At 67.9% G+C, this 17,699-nt stretch carries 18 protein-coding genes; 7 read left to right on the forward strand and 11 right to left on the reverse strand.

The genetic code is table 11. From position 1 onward, the window contains the following. Positions 1–51 precede the first annotated feature (51 nt). The 3 genes from purU (at position 52) to D2T30_RS06180 (ending at position 2,134) form a co-directional block, all read left to right on the forward strand. A complete protein-coding gene (gene purU / locus D2T30_RS06170; RefSeq protein ID WP_128208178.1) occupies positions 52–936 on the forward strand; it encodes a formyltetrahydrofolate deformylase in 885 nt (294 codons plus the stop codon). A gap of 518 nt (positions 937–1,454) precedes the next feature. After that, on the forward strand, positions 1,455–1,868 hold the full coding sequence (locus D2T30_RS06175; protein WP_128183188.1) for an Hsp20 family protein: 414 nt from the start codon (positions 1,455–1,457) through the stop codon (positions 1,866–1,868). A gap of 26 nt (positions 1,869–1,894) precedes the next feature. Continuing rightward, positions 1,895–2,134 (forward strand): DUF1150 family protein, encoded by a 240-nt coding sequence (locus D2T30_RS06180; RefSeq protein ID WP_128183186.1) that lies wholly within the window; start codon positions 1,895–1,897, stop codon positions 2,132–2,134. A gap of 288 nt (positions 2,135–2,422) precedes the next feature. On the opposite strand, the gene trxB is transcribed toward D2T30_RS06180, so the two are convergent. Continuing rightward, positions 2,423–3,370 carry a thioredoxin-disulfide reductase gene (gene trxB / locus D2T30_RS06185; RefSeq protein WP_128183184.1) on the reverse strand — a complete coding sequence of 316 codons (948 nt, stop codon included), beginning with the start codon at positions 3,368–3,370 and terminating at the stop codon, positions 2,423–2,425. Positions 3,371–3,558: 188 nt separating this feature from the next. Here trxB and D2T30_RS06190 point away from each other — a divergent pair, with 188 nt between their 5' ends. Continuing rightward, positions 3,559–4,059 (forward strand): Lrp/AsnC family transcriptional regulator, encoded by a 501-nt coding sequence (locus D2T30_RS06190; RefSeq protein ID WP_128183182.1) that lies wholly within the window; start codon positions 3,559–3,561, stop codon positions 4,057–4,059. A 170-nt stretch (positions 4,060–4,229) separates the two neighbouring features. On the opposite strand, the gene D2T30_RS06195 is transcribed toward D2T30_RS06190, so the two are convergent. Next, positions 4,230–4,874, reverse strand: a complete 645-nt coding sequence (locus D2T30_RS06195) for a hypothetical protein (protein WP_128208179.1) — start codon at positions 4,872–4,874, stop codon at positions 4,230–4,232. A gap of 150 nt (positions 4,875–5,024) precedes the next feature. After that, entirely contained in the window at positions 5,025–5,207 is a 183-nt protein-coding gene (locus D2T30_RS06200; RefSeq protein WP_128208180.1) for a hypothetical protein, read from the reverse strand. A 474-nt stretch (positions 5,208–5,681) separates the two neighbouring features. Here D2T30_RS06200 and D2T30_RS06205 point away from each other — a divergent pair, with 474 nt between their 5' ends. Genes D2T30_RS06205 through D2T30_RS06215 form a run of 3 tightly spaced genes read left to right on the forward strand, consistent with a single transcriptional unit; the run spans position 5,682 to position 9,608 of the window. Continuing rightward, positions 5,682–6,335 (forward strand): ABC transporter ATP-binding protein, encoded by a 654-nt coding sequence (locus D2T30_RS06205; RefSeq protein ID WP_128208181.1) that lies wholly within the window; start codon positions 5,682–5,684, stop codon positions 6,333–6,335. Then, complete coding sequence (locus D2T30_RS06210; protein ID WP_128208182.1) at positions 6,329–8,590, forward strand: FtsX-like permease family protein; 2,262 nt, start codon at positions 6,329–6,331, stop codon at positions 8,588–8,590. The genes D2T30_RS06205 and D2T30_RS06210 overlap by 7 nt, the downstream gene beginning before the upstream one ends. Further along, the gene (locus tag D2T30_RS06215; RefSeq protein WP_128208183.1) at positions 8,580–9,608 is read left to right on the forward strand and encodes a lipocalin-like domain-containing protein; all 1,029 of its coding nucleotides are present in this window, start codon (positions 8,580–8,582) and stop codon (positions 9,606–9,608) included. Before D2T30_RS06210 ends, D2T30_RS06215 begins: the two co-directional genes overlap by 11 nt. Before the next feature lie 87 nt (positions 9,609–9,695). Here D2T30_RS06215 and metB read toward each other — a convergent pair whose 3' ends face one another. The 8 genes from metB to D2T30_RS06255 form a co-directional block, all read right to left on the reverse strand. Beyond that, positions 9,696–10,847: a cystathionine gamma-synthase gene (gene metB / locus D2T30_RS06220; protein WP_128208184.1), complete on the reverse strand. Its 1,152-nt coding sequence runs from the start codon at positions 10,845–10,847 to the stop codon at positions 9,696–9,698. Between the two features lie 17 nt (positions 10,848–10,864). After that, on the reverse strand, positions 10,865–11,818 hold the full coding sequence (locus tag D2T30_RS06225; protein WP_128208185.1) for an aldo/keto reductase: 954 nt from the start codon (positions 11,816–11,818) through the stop codon (positions 10,865–10,867). 15 nt (positions 11,819–11,833) lie between these two features. Next, positions 11,834–12,409 (reverse strand): peroxidase-related enzyme, encoded by a 576-nt coding sequence (locus tag D2T30_RS06230; protein ID WP_128183169.1) that lies wholly within the window; start codon positions 12,407–12,409, stop codon positions 11,834–11,836. 3 nt (positions 12,410–12,412) lie between these two features. Next, positions 12,413–12,904 carry a carboxymuconolactone decarboxylase family protein gene (locus D2T30_RS06235; protein ID WP_164884233.1) on the reverse strand — a complete coding sequence of 164 codons (492 nt, stop codon included), beginning with the start codon at positions 12,902–12,904 and terminating at the stop codon, positions 12,413–12,415. Positions 12,905–12,930: 26 nt separating this feature from the next. Beyond that, on the reverse strand, positions 12,931–13,659 hold the full coding sequence (locus D2T30_RS06240; RefSeq protein ID WP_128208187.1) for an ABC transporter ATP-binding protein: 729 nt from the start codon (positions 13,657–13,659) through the stop codon (positions 12,931–12,933). Continuing rightward, positions 13,656–14,519 (reverse strand): ABC transporter ATP-binding protein, encoded by an 864-nt coding sequence (locus tag D2T30_RS06245; protein WP_128208188.1) that lies wholly within the window; start codon positions 14,517–14,519, stop codon positions 13,656–13,658. Before D2T30_RS06245 ends, D2T30_RS06240 begins: the two co-directional genes overlap by 4 nt. Position 14,520: 1 nt before the next feature. Next, the gene (locus tag D2T30_RS06250) at positions 14,521–16,353 is read right to left on the reverse strand and encodes an ABC transporter permease (protein ID WP_128208189.1); all 1,833 of its coding nucleotides are present in this window, start codon (positions 16,351–16,353) and stop codon (positions 14,521–14,523) included. 195 nt (positions 16,354–16,548) lie between these two features. Beyond that, positions 16,549–17,697, reverse strand: a complete 1,149-nt coding sequence (locus D2T30_RS06255) for an ABC transporter substrate-binding protein (protein ID WP_128208190.1) — start codon at positions 17,695–17,697, stop codon at positions 16,549–16,551. Between the last annotated feature and the right edge of the window lie 2 nt (positions 17,698–17,699).

Consider the following 17,699-nt stretch of genomic DNA (forward strand, 5'->3'; position numbering starts at 1 on the left):
AACGAAATCCCCGGCCTTCGCCGGACCAATCGACATATCGGGAGACGACACATGACGAAATACTGCCTGACCGTGACCTGCCCGACGCGCCGGGGCATCGTTGCGGCGATCTCGGGCTATCTGGCCGAGAAGGGATGCAACATCACCGACAGCTCGCAGTTCGACGACACCGCCACGGGGCGGTTCTTCATGCGGGTCAGCTTCGCCTCGGAAGAGGGGCTGGGAATCGCCGAGCTGGAAGGCGATTTCGCCGCGACGGCGAAGGGCCTGAACATGGAGGCGAAATTCCATGACGAGGCGTCCAAGATGAAGGTCATCATCATGGTCTCGCGCTTCGGCCATTGCCTGAACGACCTCTTGTATCGCTGGCGGATCGGGGCGCTGCCGATCGACATCGTGGCGGTGATCTCGAACCACATGGATTACCAGAAGGTCGTGGTGAACCACGACATCCCCTATTACTGCATCCGCGTGACGAAAGAGAACAAGCCGCAGGCCGAGGCCGAACAGATGCGGATCGTGCATGAAACCGGGGCCGAGCTGATCGTTCTGGCGCGCTACATGCAGGTCCTGTCGGATGAGATGTGCCGCGAGATGTCGGGCCGGATCATCAACATCCACCATTCCTTCCTGCCCTCGTTCAAGGGCGCGAACCCCTACCGGCAGGCCTATGAACGGGGGGTGAAGCTGATCGGCGCGACCTCGCATTACGTCACCACCGACCTCGACGAAGGCCCGATCATCGAGCAGGACACGATCCGCGTCACCCATGCGCAATCGGCCGACGATTACGTTTCCCTCGGCCGCGACGTGGAAAGCCAGGTGCTCGCCCGCGCCATCCACGCCCACATCCACCGCCGCTCCTTCCTCAACGGCAACAAGACCGTCGTCTTCCCCGCATCGCCCGGCTCCTACGCCTCCGAACGCATGGGCTGAGGCGGACGGGTTCAAGGAGCGGGTCAGGACGATCCGCGGCATCTCCTCTCTTCTTCCATTCATCTTTCCGAAAATATCCCGGGATGAGGCGGATCAGACATCCTTCCAGTGGAAGGATGTCCCGCCGAATGCGCAGGACACGCGCGAGGGGGCTGGCCCCCTTGCCCCCCTCCGCCCGCGCCCGGGATTTCGTTTTGAAACCTGTCCCTGCGGTCCCCGAGGCATCGGGTGGCCCCGTCAAAGGGTCATGCGCCGGATCCGGCCCCGTGTTTCCCGCGCATACGGAAGACCGGAACCGATGCCATCCTTCGCAGGCACGACGCCTTCACCGGACCCTCAACCCGCATCCTTGAAAATGCCTGCCGATCGCGGAAGGCGCGCCCGCTCGGGAAAGATCGGTGCAAGCCGATCACCGGGAGCCTCTTGCAGGCGCGGTTTCGTCTGCCCATATTCATCGCAACGGGTTGCTGCCGGCGCGGGACCCGAAACCGCAATGTCGCTATCACAGGACTTGCCCGATGACGAAACTGAGCTTTGGCGCCCATCCCTATCTGTTGGGCTTCGATCAGCTTGAAAGGCTGGTCGAGCGCACCGCGAAAAGCGGGTCGGATGCCTATCCTCCCTACAACATCGAACAATCCGGCCCCGATGCCTTCCGCATCACGCTGGCCGTGGCGGGTTTTGCCGAAGGCGATCTGGCGATCACCATGGAGGATCGCGCCCTGGTGATCCGCGGCCGTCAGGCCGAGGATCAGGGGGAACGGATCTTCCTGCACCGCGGCATCGCCGCCCGGGCCTTCCAGCGCAGTTTCGTGCTGGCGGACGGGGTGGAGGTGTCGGGCGCGGCGCTGGAAAACGGGTTGCTGCATGTCGAGCTGAAACGCGCGATGCCGCAAACCGTGGTCCAGTCGATTCCGATCCGGCGGCGCTGAAGGCAACAGGTTTCAAGGAGGCTGAGATGAACGCAGAATATGATTTCGGCACGGAAGCGGGCGAACAGACGGGCGAGCGGATCGTCTATGTCCGTCCCGTGGCGGTGAGCGATCTTCCGCAGGAAGTGCAGACGCAACTGGGCGGACTGGACCATCTTTACGCGGTCCATGCGCCGAACGGCGATCGGCTCGCGCTGGTGAAGGACCGCTGGATGGCCTTCGCGCTGGCGCGCCAGAACGACATGGCGCCGGTCAGCGTCCACTGATCGTCGCGCATGATGAACCGGAAAGAGGGGGCTTCGCGCCCCCTCTTTGCATCTGCGCCCGGCGCAGCCACGGCCGCATCCCACCGGAAGGCCGCTTTTCCCGGCTCCCCAGGGGAAATTCAGGGCATTTTTCAAAGCCGGAGATCGCGCGCCGGCGGAGGGGTGGCAAGGGGGCGCTGCCCCCTCGGGCCTTCGGCCCTCACCCCCGGGATATTTATGGAAAAACGACGGCAGGAAGGCCGGTTGTGGCGGGTGTCGAAACAGGCTCTTCTGAAAGACGAGGGGGGATCAGGCGTCCTGCTCGGCCAGCCATCTTTCGGCGTCGAGCGCCGCCATGCAGCCCATGCCCGCCGAGGTGATCGCCTGCCGATAGGTATGGTCCGTCAGGTCGCCCGCTGCAAAGACCCCGGGGACCGAGGTATGGGTGGTGCCCGGCTCGACCTTCACATAGCCGCCGTGGTGCAGTTCCAACTGGTCCTTCACCAGTTCCGAGGCTGGCGCATGGCCGATCGCCACGAAGAAGCCGTGGCAGGGCACCACGCTGGTCGCGCCGGTGACGGTGTTGCGCACGCGCACGCCGCTGACCGACAGATGCGGGGTCTCTTCGCCGAGGATCTCCTCGACGGTGTGGTTCCACAGCACCTCGACCTTGGGGTTCTTGAACAGGCGGTCCTGCAGGATCTTTTCGGCGCGGAAGCCTTCGCGGCGGTGGATGACCGTGACCTTCGAGGCGAAATTGGTCAGGAACAGCGCCTCCTCGACCGCGGTATTGCCGCCGCCGATCACCACGACCTCCTTGCCGCGATAGAAGAAGCCGTCGCAGGTGGCGCAGGCCGAGACGCCGAAGCCCTTGAACGTCTCTTCCGATTCGAGGCCGAGCCAGCGCGCCTGCGCCCCGGTGGCCAGAATCACCGCATCCGCCACATATTCGGTGCCGGAATCGCCATGTGCGACAAAGGGACGCTGCGACAGGTCGAGATCGGTGATCGTGTCGAAGACGACCTCGGCCCCCATGGCGCGGGCGTGTTCCTCCATCTGAACCATCAACTCGGGGCCCTGCACCTCGGTGCGGCCGGGCCAGTTCTCGACCTCGGTGGTGATGGTCAGTTGCCCGCCCGGCTGCATGCCCTGCACGAGCACCGGATTCAGCATCGCGCGCGCCGAATAGACGGCCGCGGTATAGCCTGCGGGACCCGACCCGATGATCAGAACACGTGTCTTTTTCGTCTCGCTCATGCGGGTGTCTCCCTGATTTTACGGGGCAGATATATGCGCCCGGACCGTTCGGGGGAACCCCCGTCGGCATCGCGCAAAGCGGGTCTGCTTGCGCGGGCGGATTTCCCTTGCGGATGAATTTCCGAAAGAATATTGCGCCACCCTGGGCCTAACGATAAGTTCTGCACGACTGCGGAGGAAAACAAGCCATGGCGACGACGAAGCTTGACGAAATCGACCGGAAGATTCTGGCCGAGCTTCAGGCAGACGGACGGATGACCAATGTCGAATTGGCGAAGCGGGTGGGGATATCCGCGCCGCCCTGCCTGCGCCGGGTCAGGACGCTGGAGGAAGCGGGCTATATCGTCGGCTATCATGCCGATGTGGACCCGCGCGAACTGGGCTTCGAGGTGCAGGTTTTCGCGATGGTGCGCCTGCAAAGCCAGGCCGAGGCCGATCTGAGCGCCTTCGAGAACCGCTGCCGCGCCTGGCCTCTGGTTCGGGAATGCCACATGCTGAACGGCGAGATCGACTTCGTGCTGAAATGCGTGGCGCCGGATCTGTCGACGTTCCAGAATTTCCTGATGGGCGAACTGACACCCGCCGAGAACGTTGCCAGCGTCAAGACCTCGCTGGTCATCCGCTGCGCGAAGGACGAGCCGGGCGTGCCGTTCGACGTGCTCGAGGAGCGGATCGCCAGACTCGCCTGAGCCGGGCCTCTTCTCCCATCATCTTTCCGTAAATATCCCGGGATAAGGCGGATCAGGGGCCTTCCGGTGGAAGGACGTCCCGCCGAATGGGGGACACGCGCGGGGGCAGCGCCCCTGCCACGCTCGTGGGCAAGGCCCGCTCTGGTGATCCGCGCAGAGGAACCCGTCCGTCAGGCCCGGGACAGGTCACGCGCCGGATGAGGCAAGCCCACTATCGGCACGGCCGCATGCACCCGCGCCTGCGCCGACAGCAGGAACACATAGGCCGCCAGCTCCGCCATTTCCTCGATCACCTGCGCCTCTCCCCAGCTGCCGAGCGACAGCCCCATATGCCCCTCGGCGGCGGCGGAGGCGAGCATGGCCACCACGAAGGCGACGATGTCCCGGACCGGGAACAGGCGATGGCTGAAGAGCCGGGCAAAGATCCCGAACCCGCCGCCCTTCGCGAAGCTGGCCACCGACAGGATCAGCAGGGTCAGCAGGACCGGCTTGATATAGGGCTTGTACCAGAGCTGCGAGGCGGAAAACTGCGGGCCGTGATCGGTCATGCCCATCGGGGGCAGGAACACGGCGCCCCAGCTGAGTTCGCGCGCGCACATGGCGAACCAGACCGGCACCACCGCGAGCCAGATCAGCTTCTGCCGCCCCTGTCCCCGGGCGGCATAGGCCAGCGCGATGATCCCGCCGATCAGCAGCACCAGGGTCTGCGCATCCTCGATCGGGCCGTTCTCCCAACTCGTCCAGTCGGGCAGGAAGAGGGAGAGCGGCAGGCTCGCGACCAGAATGGCAAGACCCAGCCAGCGCAGGTATCTCATGACTTCAAACCTTTGTCTTGTCGGAAAACGCCGACCCTGTTGCCGCCTCTGCAGGCGCGGGGCTGCGGCCGGAGTCCGGTCCGGCGACGTTGTTACAAAACCGTCATATTGGCAAGGGCCGTCTTAGCGACCCCGGGAGCTGACGTTAAGTCACGGATTTCCGGACTGGCGCGTTCCGCCGCACCCGACGCGCCGGAGCGGTAATGGCCGGATTGGGGGCGGGCGATCGAGGTCGAGCGTGTGCGCCTGACCCTTGTCCCCATCCCGCAGGATGGCGATCAGGTCAGGATTGGTCATGTCCTCGAAGCCGGCCAGCGTGGGCATGTCACCCATGACGACGGCTTCACCTGCAACCGCATTGTCGGCGCTCGGGCGGGGCCTGTGACGGTGACATGGGCGACACCGGCCGTTTCGCAGCGAAAACAGGCCGCGCAGGGGGCGAGGTAGACGTTTCACATCCGCTGGAAACGGTCGTCGAAGCCGATGCGCGAGATATCCTTCCGCCCGTCGGACCAGCGGCGCAGCGTCTCCGAATGGCTTTGGCTGAAGCTCACGCCTCCGACTGGCGCCAGCCCGGTCCGGTGTCTCCTCCGTCATCCGAAACGCCTCCATTCTGGATGGTTTCTGCCACTGTGGCCCCGGCTGGCGCGGCCATCAGGCGCGTGGCGCGGCGACGGAAAGGCGGCGGGCCGCTTCCGGTGGCGCGGGTCCGGCGGTCGGGTTTGCCGCGGGCGCATACTCCCGCTAGAACGATGTGGCGGGGATCGCCCGATCGCCCCCGATCGCCTTTGTCGCAGAGGAACCGCCATGCTGTCGCTGACCGACGTCTGCAAAGGCTATGCCACCTCCGAAGGCCGGGTCGCGGTGCTGGATGGCGTCAGCCTGTCTCTGGCGGCGGGCGAGACGCTGGCGCTGACGGGCGAGTCGGGCAGCGGCAAGAGCACGCTTCTGCACCTCTGCGCCGGGCTGGACGCGCCCGATTCCGGGCGGATCGAGGTCGCCGGCCGCCCGATGGGCCGCTCCGATGCCGAACGCGCGGCGCTGCGGCGGGGCACGGTGGGGCTGGTGTTCCAGCAGTTCAACCTGATCCCGTCGCTCGACGTGGCGGCGAACCTCGCCTTTCAGGCGCGGCTGGCCGGGCGGCTCGATCCGCGCTGGCTGGCGGATCTGGTCGCGGCACTGGATCTGGACCCGCTGATGGCGCGCTATCCCGAAGAGCTGTCCGGCGGTCAGCAGCAGCGCGTCGCCATCGGCCGCACGCTGGCCGTGCGCCCGGCGCTGGTGCTGGCGGATGAGCCGACGGGAAATCTTGACGAGGCCTCGGGCGACCGGGTGATGGCGCTGATGCTGCGGCTGGTGGCCGAGACCGGCACGGCCTTGCTGATGGTGACGCATTCGCCGCGCCTTGCCGCGGCGCTGGACCGGCGGGTGCACCTGCGCGGCGGGCGGCTGACGTGCTGACGGGCCTGTCCGCGCTGCTGTCGCATTGGGCGCGCCACAGGGTGCAGGCGGCGCTGCTGCTGATCGGGCTGGCGCTGGCGACCGCGCTCTGGACCGGGGTGCAGGCGATCAACGCCGAGGCGCGGGCGAGCTATGACCGCGCCGCCTCGGCCCTGTCGCAGGACCGGCTGCCACGGCTGGTGGCCGGGCGCATCACCCTCGCCGATTACGTCGCGCTGCGCCGCGCGGGTTGGCCGGTGTCCCCGGTGATCGAGGGCGAAGCGACGATCGGCGGCCACCCCCTGCGCCTGATCGGGATCGAGCCGCTGACCCTGCCGCCCGGCGCGGCCGCGGCGGGCGATCCGGGCGATTTCCTGACGGGCGGGGTGATCCTGTCCGCCGAACCGCTCGATGATCCCCGCGCGCGCCGGGCCGATCTGCCACTCGGCACCGCGCTGACCGATATCGGCGTCGCGGCGGGCCTTCTGGGGCCGGACATCTCCTACCTGCTGCTGACCGAAGACCGCGCCCCGCCACCGGGTTACGCGCTGATCCATCCCTCGACCACCGATCTCTCGCAACTGACCGAGAGCTTTCATCTGAACCTCGCGGCCTTCGGCTACCTCGCCTTTGGGGTCGGGCTGTTCATCGTGCATTCCGCCATCGGTCTGGCGTTCGAGCAGCGCCGCGCGATGTTCCGCACCCTCAGGGCGCTTGGCCTGTCGGCGCGGGCGCTGACCGGGTTGTTGCTGGCCGAGCTGCTGGTCTTTGCGCTGGTGGCGGGGGCGGCGGGCGTGGCTCTGGGCTGGCTGATCGCGGCGGCGCTGCTGCCCGACGTGGCGGCGACGCTGCGCGGGCTTTACGGGGCCGGGGTCGGTTCGGAGCTGACGCTGCGGCCGGTCTGGTGGCTGTCGGGGCTGGGGATCGCCGTGCTGGGGATGCTGGCTTCGGCGGGGCAAAGCCTCTGGCGGTTGTGGCGGTTGCCGCCGCTGACGCCGGCGCAGCCCCGGGCATGGGCGCGGGAATCGGCGCGCGCGATGCGGGGGCAGGCGCTGGCCGGTGCCCTGCTGCTTGGCGGTGCCGCCGGGTTGCTGGCGGTGCCCGGGCTCTGGCCGGGATTCGGCGTGCTGGCGGGGCTGCTGCTGGGCGGGGCGGCCCTTCTGCCGATGCTGATGGCATGGCTGACGCGGGTGGGGCAGCGGCTGTCGCGCGGGCCGGTGGCGCAATGGTTCTGGGCCGACACGCGCCAGCAGCTGCCCGGCCTGTCGCTGGCGCTGATGGCGCTGTTGCTGGCGCTGGCGGCCAATATCGGCGTCGGCACGATGGTGGGCAGCTTCCGCAGCACCTTCACCGCCTGGATCGACCAGCGCCTTGCCGCCGACCTCTATGTCGAGGCGGCGGACGAGGCCGATGCCGCCCGGCTGCTGGACTGGCTCGGCCCCGGCGCCACCGCGCTGCCGATGATCCGCACCACCGATGGCGGGACCGAGGTCGTGGGGATGGTGGACCATCCGCTGTTCCGCCGCGCCTGGCCGCTGTTGCGGGCGCTGCCCGACCCCTGGGCGCGGCTCGACGCGGGGGATGTCTTCGTCAACGAACAGATGGCGCTGCGCCGTGGCCTTTCGCCCGGCGACCGGGTGGAACAGGGCGTGGTCGCCGGGATCTACGCCGATTACGGCAATCCGATGCCGCAGGTCATCCTGTCGTTCGACCGGCACCGTGCGCTCTATCCCCTGCCGGTCCTGCGTTATGCGCTGATCACCGACATCCCCGCCGCCGCGATCCGCGCCGCCTTCCCGCGGCTGGTGGTCGAGGACCGCGCCGCGATCCGCCGGGCCTCGGTCGCGGTGTTCGAGCGGACCTTTGCCGTCACCGCCGCGCTGAACGTGCTGACGCTGGGGGTCGCGGCGCTGGCGATGTTCGCCAGCCTGCTCACGCTGTCCGCGCTGCGCCTGCCGCAGATCGCGCCGGTCTGGGCGATGGGGCTGGGGCGCGGGCGGCTCGCCCAGCTTGAATTCCTGCGCACGCTGGCGCTGGCCGCGCTGGTCTGCGGGCTGGCGCTGCCGCTGGGGCTGGCGCTCGCCTGGGTGCTGCTGGCGGTGGTCAATGTCGAGGCCTTCGGCTGGCGGCTGCCGATGCTGCTGTTCCCGGGCGACTGGCTGCGTCTGGGAATGCTGTCGTTGCTGGCGGCGGGGCTGGCCGCCGCGCTGCCGGTGCGCCGGCTGGCGCGCATGGCGCCCGGCGCATTGCTGAAGGTCTTTGCCCATGAACGTTAAGGCGATCGCGCTGATCCTGATGGCCGCCGCCGTCCCCGCCTCCGGTCAGGGCTTCGCCGGGCTGGGATCCGACGCCGAGGGGTTCGAGATCCCGCGCCCGGGCCCCTTCGACTTCCCCGCCGATCACGGGCCGCATCCCGCCTTCCGCATCGAGTGGTGGTATGTCACCGCGAACCTGACCGCCGCCGACGGCACGGAATACGGCGCGCAATGGACGCTGTTCCGCAGCGCCCTTGCGCCCCATGAGGCCGAGGGCTGGGCCAGCCCGCAGATCTGGCTTGGCCATGCGGCGCTGACCAGCGCGACCCGGCACCTCGCGGCGGAAAAGCTGGCGCGCGGCGGCATCGGACAGGCGGGGGCCACAGCCGATCCGTTCGAGGCGTGGATCGACGACTGGGACCTGTCCGACCGGATGGTCGCGCGGGGGGAGGGCTTTGCCTATGACCTCGCGCTCAGCGCCACCGGGCCGATCGTCGCGCAGGGTGACGGCGGCTATTCGGTCAAATCCGCCGCCGGTCAGGCCAGCCGCTACTATTCGCAACCCTTCTATGCCGCCTCGGGCGTGGTCGAGCTGGACGGGCGGCGCATCCCGGTGACCGGCACGGCGTGGATGGACCGCGAATGGTCCTCGCAGCCGCTGGCCGGGGACCAGACGGGATGGGACTGGTTCAGCCTGTCCTTCGACGACGGCGCGCGGCTGATGGGCTTCCGGCTGCGCGGCGCCGGGGATTTCGTCAGCGCCACCTGGATCGCCGCCGATGGCCGCCCCGAGCCGCAGCCGCCCGGCGCGCTGCGCTTGACGCCCCTGCGCCGCGCCACCGTCGCGGGGCGCGAGATGCCGGTGGAATGGCGCCTCGAACTGCCGGCCAAGGGGCTGGACATCACCACCCGCGCGCTGAACGATCACGCTTGGAACGCCCTGTCGGTGCCCTATTGGGAAGGCCCGATCCGCGCCGAGGGCAGCCATCCGGGGCATGGCTATCTGGAGATGACGGGCTACGGCGAGGCCGGACGATAGCAAGGGCATCCCTGCGGCCCGGGTGACGGACAGTTGCGTCCCAACGGGTTGGACGCCGGCAGCGCCCTGATCCGGCCTGCTGTCCGTTCACGCGATCGCGGCGAAAGCGCGGCGCAGATCGCCCAGAAGGTCATCCGCATCCTCGAGCCCCACCGAAAGCCGCAGCAGGCCGTCGCCGATGCCGGCGGCCGCGCGCGCCTCGGCCCCCATGGCGGCATGGGTCATCGTGGCAGGATGGGCGACAAGGCTTTCGACCCCGCCGAGCGATTCCGCCAGCGTGAAGATCCGGATCGCGGCGACGAAGGCCTGCACCGCCGGGATGCCACCTTCGAGTTCGAAGCTCAGCATCGCGCCGAAGCCGTTTTGCTGCGAGGCGGCCAGCGCGTGCGAGGAGTCGTCGGGCAGGCCGGGGTAATGCACCGCCTTCACCTGCGGCTGCGCGCGGAGGAACCCGGCCACGGCGGCGGCATTCCTTTCCTGCTGCGCGATGCGCACGAACAGGGTGCGCAGGCCGCGCAGCGTCATGTAGGCGTCGAAAGGCGCACCGATGGTGCCCGTGGTATTCGCCCAGGCGACCAGCGGGGCCAGATCATCTTCGCGCGCGGCGATGACCGCGCCACCGACCACATCGGAATGGCCGTTGATGAATTTCGTTGTCGAATGCACCACGAAATCCGCGCCAAGCGTCAGCGGCCGTTGCAGCGCGGGCGACAGGAAAGTGTTGTCCACGATCACCTTCGCCCCCGCCCGATGCGCCAGATCGCAGGCGCTTCGGATGTCCGTCACCCGCATGAGCGGATTGCTCGGCGTTTCGAGGAACAGCAGCGCGGCTCCCTTCAGCGCGGCCTCCAGCGCCGCCGCGTCGCCCTGATCGACGAAGGCGACGCGGAAATCGCCGCGCCGGGCGCGCTCGGCCAGCAGCCGGTAGGTGCCGCCGTAACAGTCATGCGGCGCGACGACCGTATCGCCCCGCCCAAGCTGCGACAGCGCCAGATCGACGGCTGCCATCCCCGAGGCGGTGACGACGGCGCCGGCCCCCTGTTCCAGCTTCGCCAGCGTCTCGGCCAGCAGGTCGCGGTTCGGATTGGCCGAGCGGGAATAGTCGTAGCCCGAGGTCTTGTCATAGCCCTCAAAGGCATAGGTGCTGCTCAGTTGCAGTGGCGGGACGATGGCGCCGTAGCGATCCCATTGCGCGACGCCATTGGTCGCGGCGATGGTTGCGGGCTTCTTGGTGGTCATGGCGTTGCTCCTTGGGTTCAGGCGCCGGGCAGGGGATGGATCAGGCCGCGGTCCAGACAGGCCTGCCAGAAGGCGGCGGGGACGGGTTCGCGCAGGGCGGCAGCGGTCGCGGCGACCTTGGCGGGGTCCTTGGTGGACCACAGGACGCTCAGCGTTTCCGGCACCCGCAGGCCGAACTGTATCAGCGCCGCCGTCTCGCTGACCGAAAATTCCGCGCACAGATCCAGAAGGCGGCGGCGCGGGGCGGCGTTCCCGGCCCCGAACCAGCCGCCGTTGCCAAAGGGGGAGGCGGCGATGATGCCGATGTTCCGGCTGCGGCAGGCGGCGATCACCGGCCCCGCCGCCGCGTGATCGGCAAGGGAAAAGCCGCCTGCGAACAGCAGGATGTCGATGTCATACCGCTCGATCCAGGCCATGGCGATGTCTGGCGTGTTCGCGCCGACGCCGACAAGGGAAACCAGCCCCTCGTCCCGCAGCTTCAGCAATTCCGGCGCCCCGGTGTTCAGCGAGGCCTCAAGCCCGCCGTCGCAGATCGATAGCCCGTGCATATAGGCGATGTCGGCCGAGGGGATGCCCATCCGGTGCAGCGAGGTTTCAAACGCATGGCGGATGCCGCCGGCCGAATAATCGCAGACCGGGGTGAAATCCGCGTGGAAGGGATAGTGCCGCGTCACGCCCGGGCGTCGGTGAAACGGGTCCAGATCGACCCCCACCTTGGTCGACAGCAGGAATTCGCCCCGCTCCTTCCACGCCAGCGCCGCGCCAAGCCGGCGTTCGCACAATCCGCTGCCGTAATAGGGCGCGGTGTCGAAATAGCGGATGCCCGCCGCCCATGCGGCATCCGCGACGGCGCGGCAGGTTTCGTCGCCCGCCGCCCCGTCCAGATCGCTCCACCGCGATGTGCCAAGCGACAGCGTGGTGAAGCGGGCGCCGGTGCGCGGATGGCGGCGAGTCGGCAGCGGGCCGGACATGGGGGCTCCTCGGGGTCAGGCTTTGCGTTCCGGTTCGCCCAGGGTCAGCATCAGCCGGTTGGCCCAGGCGAACATGGCGACGGCATTGCCGATATCGCCGATCTCGGCATCGGAATAGCCGACCTCGCGCAGCGCGGCGACATGTTCCGGCCCCGCGGCGGGCGGCACGGCGGCCAGCGCCGCAGCGAAATCCGCGATCGCGCGCAGCTTCGGCGGCAGCTCGGCGCCGATCCCCTCGTCCAGCAGCGCCGCCATCGAGGGGCGGTCCTTGCCGAAGGTCACGAACAGCCGCGCATGGACCGAGGCGCAGAAGACGCAGCCGTTCACCCGGCTTTCGGCGGTGGCGGCGAATTCGCGGTCGGCGCGGCGGGCGCCCTCGCGCGGATACATGATGGCGTTGTAAAGCTGCGACCGGGCCTTGAGCGCCTGTTCGTCGCGGATCAGCGTCAGGTAATATTCGTTGGTCTTGGCGGAAGGATCGCTTTCTTCCAGCACGGCGATCTGCGCGGGGGTGCAATCCTCCAGCCGGGCCGGATGGCTCCAGGATTTCCAGACCAGTTCCTCGAAGGTGAAGGGGATCTTGTCGGACATTTCTCAGGCTCCGATCAGGCGCAGGACATGGGCGGCGCGCAGCTGGTGGGCGACATAGGCGATGAGCTGCGATGCCGAGATGATCCCGTCTTCCGAAATCCCGGCGTCGCGCAGCGATTGCAGCGCGGCGGGGCTGGCTTCGGCGGGCGCGAAGGTCAGCAGATGCGCATGCGCAAGCAGCGCGGCCAGACGTTCCGCCCCGCCCTGACCCGCGCGGGCGGCGGCGCGGGCGGCGGCCAGATCGGTATCCGTCGCGCCCGCGTCCAGCGCCGCCGTGGCATAAAAGGACGCCGCCGGTTCATCCGCGTGCCAGACCGAAACGGCCAGCGCCACCAGCGCCCGTTCCGCGGGCGTGATGTCCGCGATCGCATCCGGCCCGAACAGCGCCTGATGCGAGGCTTCGAGCCCGGCCCAGACGGTCCCGCGCGCGGCCTTCAGGTCCGCGCCCTTGCCGCCGGTCAGCCGGTCGATCGTATCGGGAGTGTGTTCCGACATGCTGCTTCCTTTCGTTGCTGCCGCCGTCATTCGATGGTTTCGCCCAGATAAGCGGTGCGGATGCGGGGATCGGCCAGCAGATCCCTGGCCGGGCCTTCCAGTGCGATCCGCCCCGATTGCAGCACATACCCGTAATCGGCGATCCGCAAGGCCATCGAGGCGTTCTGTTCCACCATCAGCACCGATACGCCGGTTTTGTTCACCGTGGCGATCAGCTCCAGCACCCGGTCGACGAACAGCGGCGACAGGCCCATCGTCGGCTCGTCCATGCAGATGAGCTTTGGGCGCCCCATCAGCGCGCGGGCCATGGCGACCATCTGCTGTTCGCCGCCCGACATCGTGCCGGCCTTCTGCCGCAGCCGTTCGCGGAGGCGGGGGAACAGCTCCAGCACGCGGTCGTAATCCTCGGCGATGGCGGCCTTGTCGGCGCGGACATAGGCGCCCATCAGCAGATTTTCCCGCACCGTCATTTCGCCGAAAAGACGCCGCGCCTCGGGCACGACCGAAATCCCGGCGCGCACGATTTCCGCCGTGGGCGCGCCGGTGATGTCGCGCCCCTCCAGCAGCACATGGCCCGATTGCGGCGTCTTGAGCCCGAGGATCGTCTTCATCGTCGTGGACTTGCCCGAGGCGTTGCCGCCCAGAAGGCAGACGATCGCCTTTTCCGGCACCGTCAGCGACAGGTCGAAATGGACCTGCACGGGGCCGTAGAAGGAATTGATCCGGTCAAGGACCAGAAGCGGTTTGCCGGTCATTGCGCGCCCTCCGTCAGGCTTTTGGCCGCGGGGGCGGTGCCGCCGATGCTGGAATGGCCCAGATAGGCCTCGATCACGCGGGGGTCGTTGCGCACCTGCGCGGGCGTGCCCTCGGCGATCACCTTGCCGTTGTCCATCGCCATGATCCGGTCGGACAGCTGCATCACCATGTTCAGCTTGTGCTCGATCAGCAGGATGGTGCGGCCCTGCGCCTTCAGATCGCCGATGATCTGCTGCATCTCGGCGGTTTCGCTTTCGTTCATCCCGGCGGTGGGTTCGTCGAGGATGAGGATGCGCGGATGCAGCGCCAGCGCGCGGGCGATCTCCACCCGGCGGCGGTTGGCGTAGGACAGCGAATAGGTCGGCTGGTCGATCCGGGGGGTCAGCCTGTCGCCGAAGGTGGCGATGATGTCGCGCGCCTCCGCCCGCATCGCCGCATCCTCGGCCCGGACCGGGGCGGGGCGGATCAGCGCGCGCAGGATCTCGATCACCGGGGCGAGGACGGGCACCCGCGACCGCGCCGCCCGGAGCCGCGTGTGGCAACCGATCAGCACATTGTCCATCACCGTCAGGTTGCCGAACACCCGCCCGTGCTGGAACGTCCGGGCGATGCCGTTTTCCGCGATCCGGTGCGGGGTGAGGTTGGTGATGTCGCGCCCTTCCAGCGTGACCCGCCCGGCATCCATCCGGTCCTGCCCGGAAATCAGGTTGAACAGCGTCGTCTTGCCCGCGCCGTTCGGTCCGATGACGGACAGGAACTCGCCTTCCCGCACATGGAGATCGACCCCGTCGACCGCCGTGATCCCGCCAAAGCGGCGGGTGATGCCGGTTGCACTCAGCAATGCGCCTTCGGTGGCCATGTCAGTCGCTCCCCATCAAGCCCTGCGGACGGAACCGGATCAGCAGCAGCAGGGCCATGCCGTAGAACAGCATCCGGTATTCGGCGAGGGTGCGGAAGACCTCGGGCAGGCCGGCGACGATGATCGCCGCGACGATCGCCCCCGTCACATTGCCGAGCCCGCCAAGGATGACGATGGTCAGGATCAGCACCGAGGTCAGAAGGTTGAAGGTGTCGTAGTTGATGTAGCTGAACTGATGCGCCGAAACCGCGCCCGAGATCCCGGCGACGAAGCCCGCGAAGCCGAAGGCCAGCCCCTTGTAGTAGTTCGAGGCGACGCCGTAGGTTTCCGCCGCGATCGTGTCCTCGCGGATCGCGCGCCATGTGCGGCCGAGGTGCGACGACAGGAGCCGCATCTGCAAAAGCGCGAAGACGATCACCAGCGCCAGCACGAACCAGTAGCTCGCATTGGTGGAAAACAGCGGGATGCCGAAGAGTTCCAGCGGCGGGATCCCGTAAAGCCCCATCGAGCCGTGGGTGAGCGAGGTCCAGTTCAGGATCACCAGCGCGACGATCTCGCCGATCGCGAGGGTGCCGATGGCGACGTAATGGCCGCGCAGGCGGAAGGCCGGATAGGTCAGCGCCGCGCCCAGCACCGCGGTGATCGCCGCCGCGAGGACGAGGCCGAGCGCCACCGGCAGCCCCGCCATGGTCAGCAGCGCCGAGGCATAGGCCCCGACCGCCAGAAGCGCGGCATGGCCGATCGAGATCAGCCCGAGCGTCCCCGCCACCAGCGTCAGCGACATCGCCGCCAGCGCGTAAAGCAGCGCATTGGTCATCACCTGCGTCAGATAGGGCTGGCCGAGCGCGGGCACGAGCGCGATCAGCACCGCCCCCGCGACCAGCGCCCAAGCGGGGATCCGCACCGGCTTGGCCCGGGTGACGAAGGTGCCGGTCATCGGCTCGGCCTCGCGCGCATGGGCGCGGGCGAAAAGCCCGTTCGGACGCAGAAGCAGCATCAGCAGCAGCACGGCGAAGGCGAAGAGGTCGCGGTAGCTGGCCCCGAACAGCGCGATCCCGTAGCTTTCGATCAGCCCGAGGATCAGCCCGCCGCCGATCGCGCCGGGGACGTTGCTCATCCCGCCGATCACGATCGCCACCATGCCCTTGAGCATGATCTCGAACGAGGCGTTGGGGTCGATCGAATTGTAGTAGATCCCGACCAGCAGCCCCGCGATCGCGCCAAGCGCCCCGGCGATGCCGAAAACGGTCATGTTGATCGCGTTGATGCCGACCCCCATCTGCCGGGCGGCGTCGCCATCCTGCGCGGTGGCGCGCACCGCCATGCCGAGCTTGCTGTGGAACAGGAAGAGATACAGCGCTAGCGCCGAGATCACTCCGGTGACGAAGATGGTGATGTCGATGGCGCCGATGGTGCCGCTGCCGATGCTGAACCGCAAGTTCGGCAGCGAAACGGGCAGGGCGCGCGGATTGGCGCCGAAGATGATATGCACGATCTGGTCGAGGATCAGCCCCACCCCGATCGTCGCGAGCAGTGGCGCGATCCGCGACTGGTGGTTGAGCGGCCGGATCGCCAGCAGCTCGATCAGCGCGCCGACGATGCCGCCCGCCGCCGCGACGACCAGCACCGTGGCCCAGAGCGGCAGGCCAAGCGCCACCGCGCAGGTCCAGCCGATATAGGATCCAACCGTGAAGACCGAGCCATGCGCGAAGTTGATCAGGTTCGCCACGCCGAAGATCAGCGCCAGACCGACCGCCATCAGCGCATAGATGGACCCGATCACCACGCCGGAAATGGTGAAGTCGAACCAGGGCAGGGAAAGGAGGGACTCCATGCAGGATCTCCGGTGGGTGACGGCGGTGCCCTGCGGGCGGTGCGTCTGTGGGTTGGAACGGGTTTCAGAACCCGGACAGGGGCGAGCGCGGAGAGGGAGGAGGGGGCCAGCCCCCTCGCGCGTTCCGCGCTCACCCCCGGGATATTTATGGAAGAATGAAGGGGAAAGTTTCGTTCGGCGGAACCCGGATGCGTCTTATTGCTCGTAGAGCGTGAAGGCGCCGTCCCTGACCACGAGGCCCGTCATCTGCGGCCCCGAGACGCGCCGGGTTTCCGGATCGAAGGAGACATCCGGGAAGATCACGCTGCTGAACCCCGAGATCTGGCCGAGGCCGGATTTGATGTCCTCGCGCGTGGTGCCGTATTGGCGCATCACCGCTGCAAGGGTGTTGATCGTGTCATAGGCCATGGCGTTGAAGCTGTTGGGTTCCTGGCCGAATTTCTTTTCAAACCCCTCGACGAATTCGCGGACCTCGGGGCGCGGCGAATTGGGGGTGAAATAGACCGTGGTATAGACGCCCTCGGCCGCATCGCCGGCGAGGCTGAGGAAGTCCGGCGAATAGACCGACCCGGTCGCGACGACCGGCAGGTCGATCCCCAGATCGCGCAATTGCCGCACGATCAGCGCGCCATCGGCATAATAGCTTTCAAGGATGATCCCGTCCGGATTGGCGGCCCGCACGCGGGTCAGCGTCGCGCGGAAATCCTTTTCGTCGGGCAGATAGCCTTCGGTCGCCACGACCTCGGCGCCATTCGCCTTGGCGGCATCGACGAACAGGTTCTTGGCCGTGGTGCCCCAGTCGGTGTTGAGATGCAGCACCGCGAGCCGTTTCAGCCCCAGCGTCTTGGTCGCGAAATCCGCCATCAGCGGTTGTTCCTGCGTCTGCGGAACGGTGTTCGACCACATGTAATCGCCGGTCTTGGTGAAATCCGGGTGCGAATTGGTGAAGCCGAACTGCACCAGCCTGCCGCGCTGGTAAAGCGGCGAGGCCGCCATCGACGCGGTTGACGAGAAATCGCCGACCTCGACCACGATCTTCGGGTCCGAGATGAATTTCTGCGCGATGGCGATCGACTGGCGCGGATCGTTCTGGCTGTCCTGGAAGACATATTGCAGCGGGCGGCCGTTGATCCCGCCCTCGGCGTTGATCTTGTCGAGCGCGAGGTCGAAGCCCTGTTTCCACTGCGCGCCATATTGCGCCTGCGGTCCGGTGAGGGGGCCGGACACGCCGATGAGCACGGGTTCGCCCGAGGTCTGGCCGAAGGCCGCGCCGCTCAGCGCCGCCACCGTGCCGGCGAGGGTCATCGCCGCGAACGACCGGCGGGTGAGGGAGAGGATGGTCATGG

It is taken from the genome of Paenirhodobacter populi, assembly GCF_004022215.1.
GTDB classification, from domain to species: Bacteria; Pseudomonadota; Alphaproteobacteria; order Rhodobacterales; family Rhodobacteraceae; genus Rhodobacter; species Rhodobacter populi.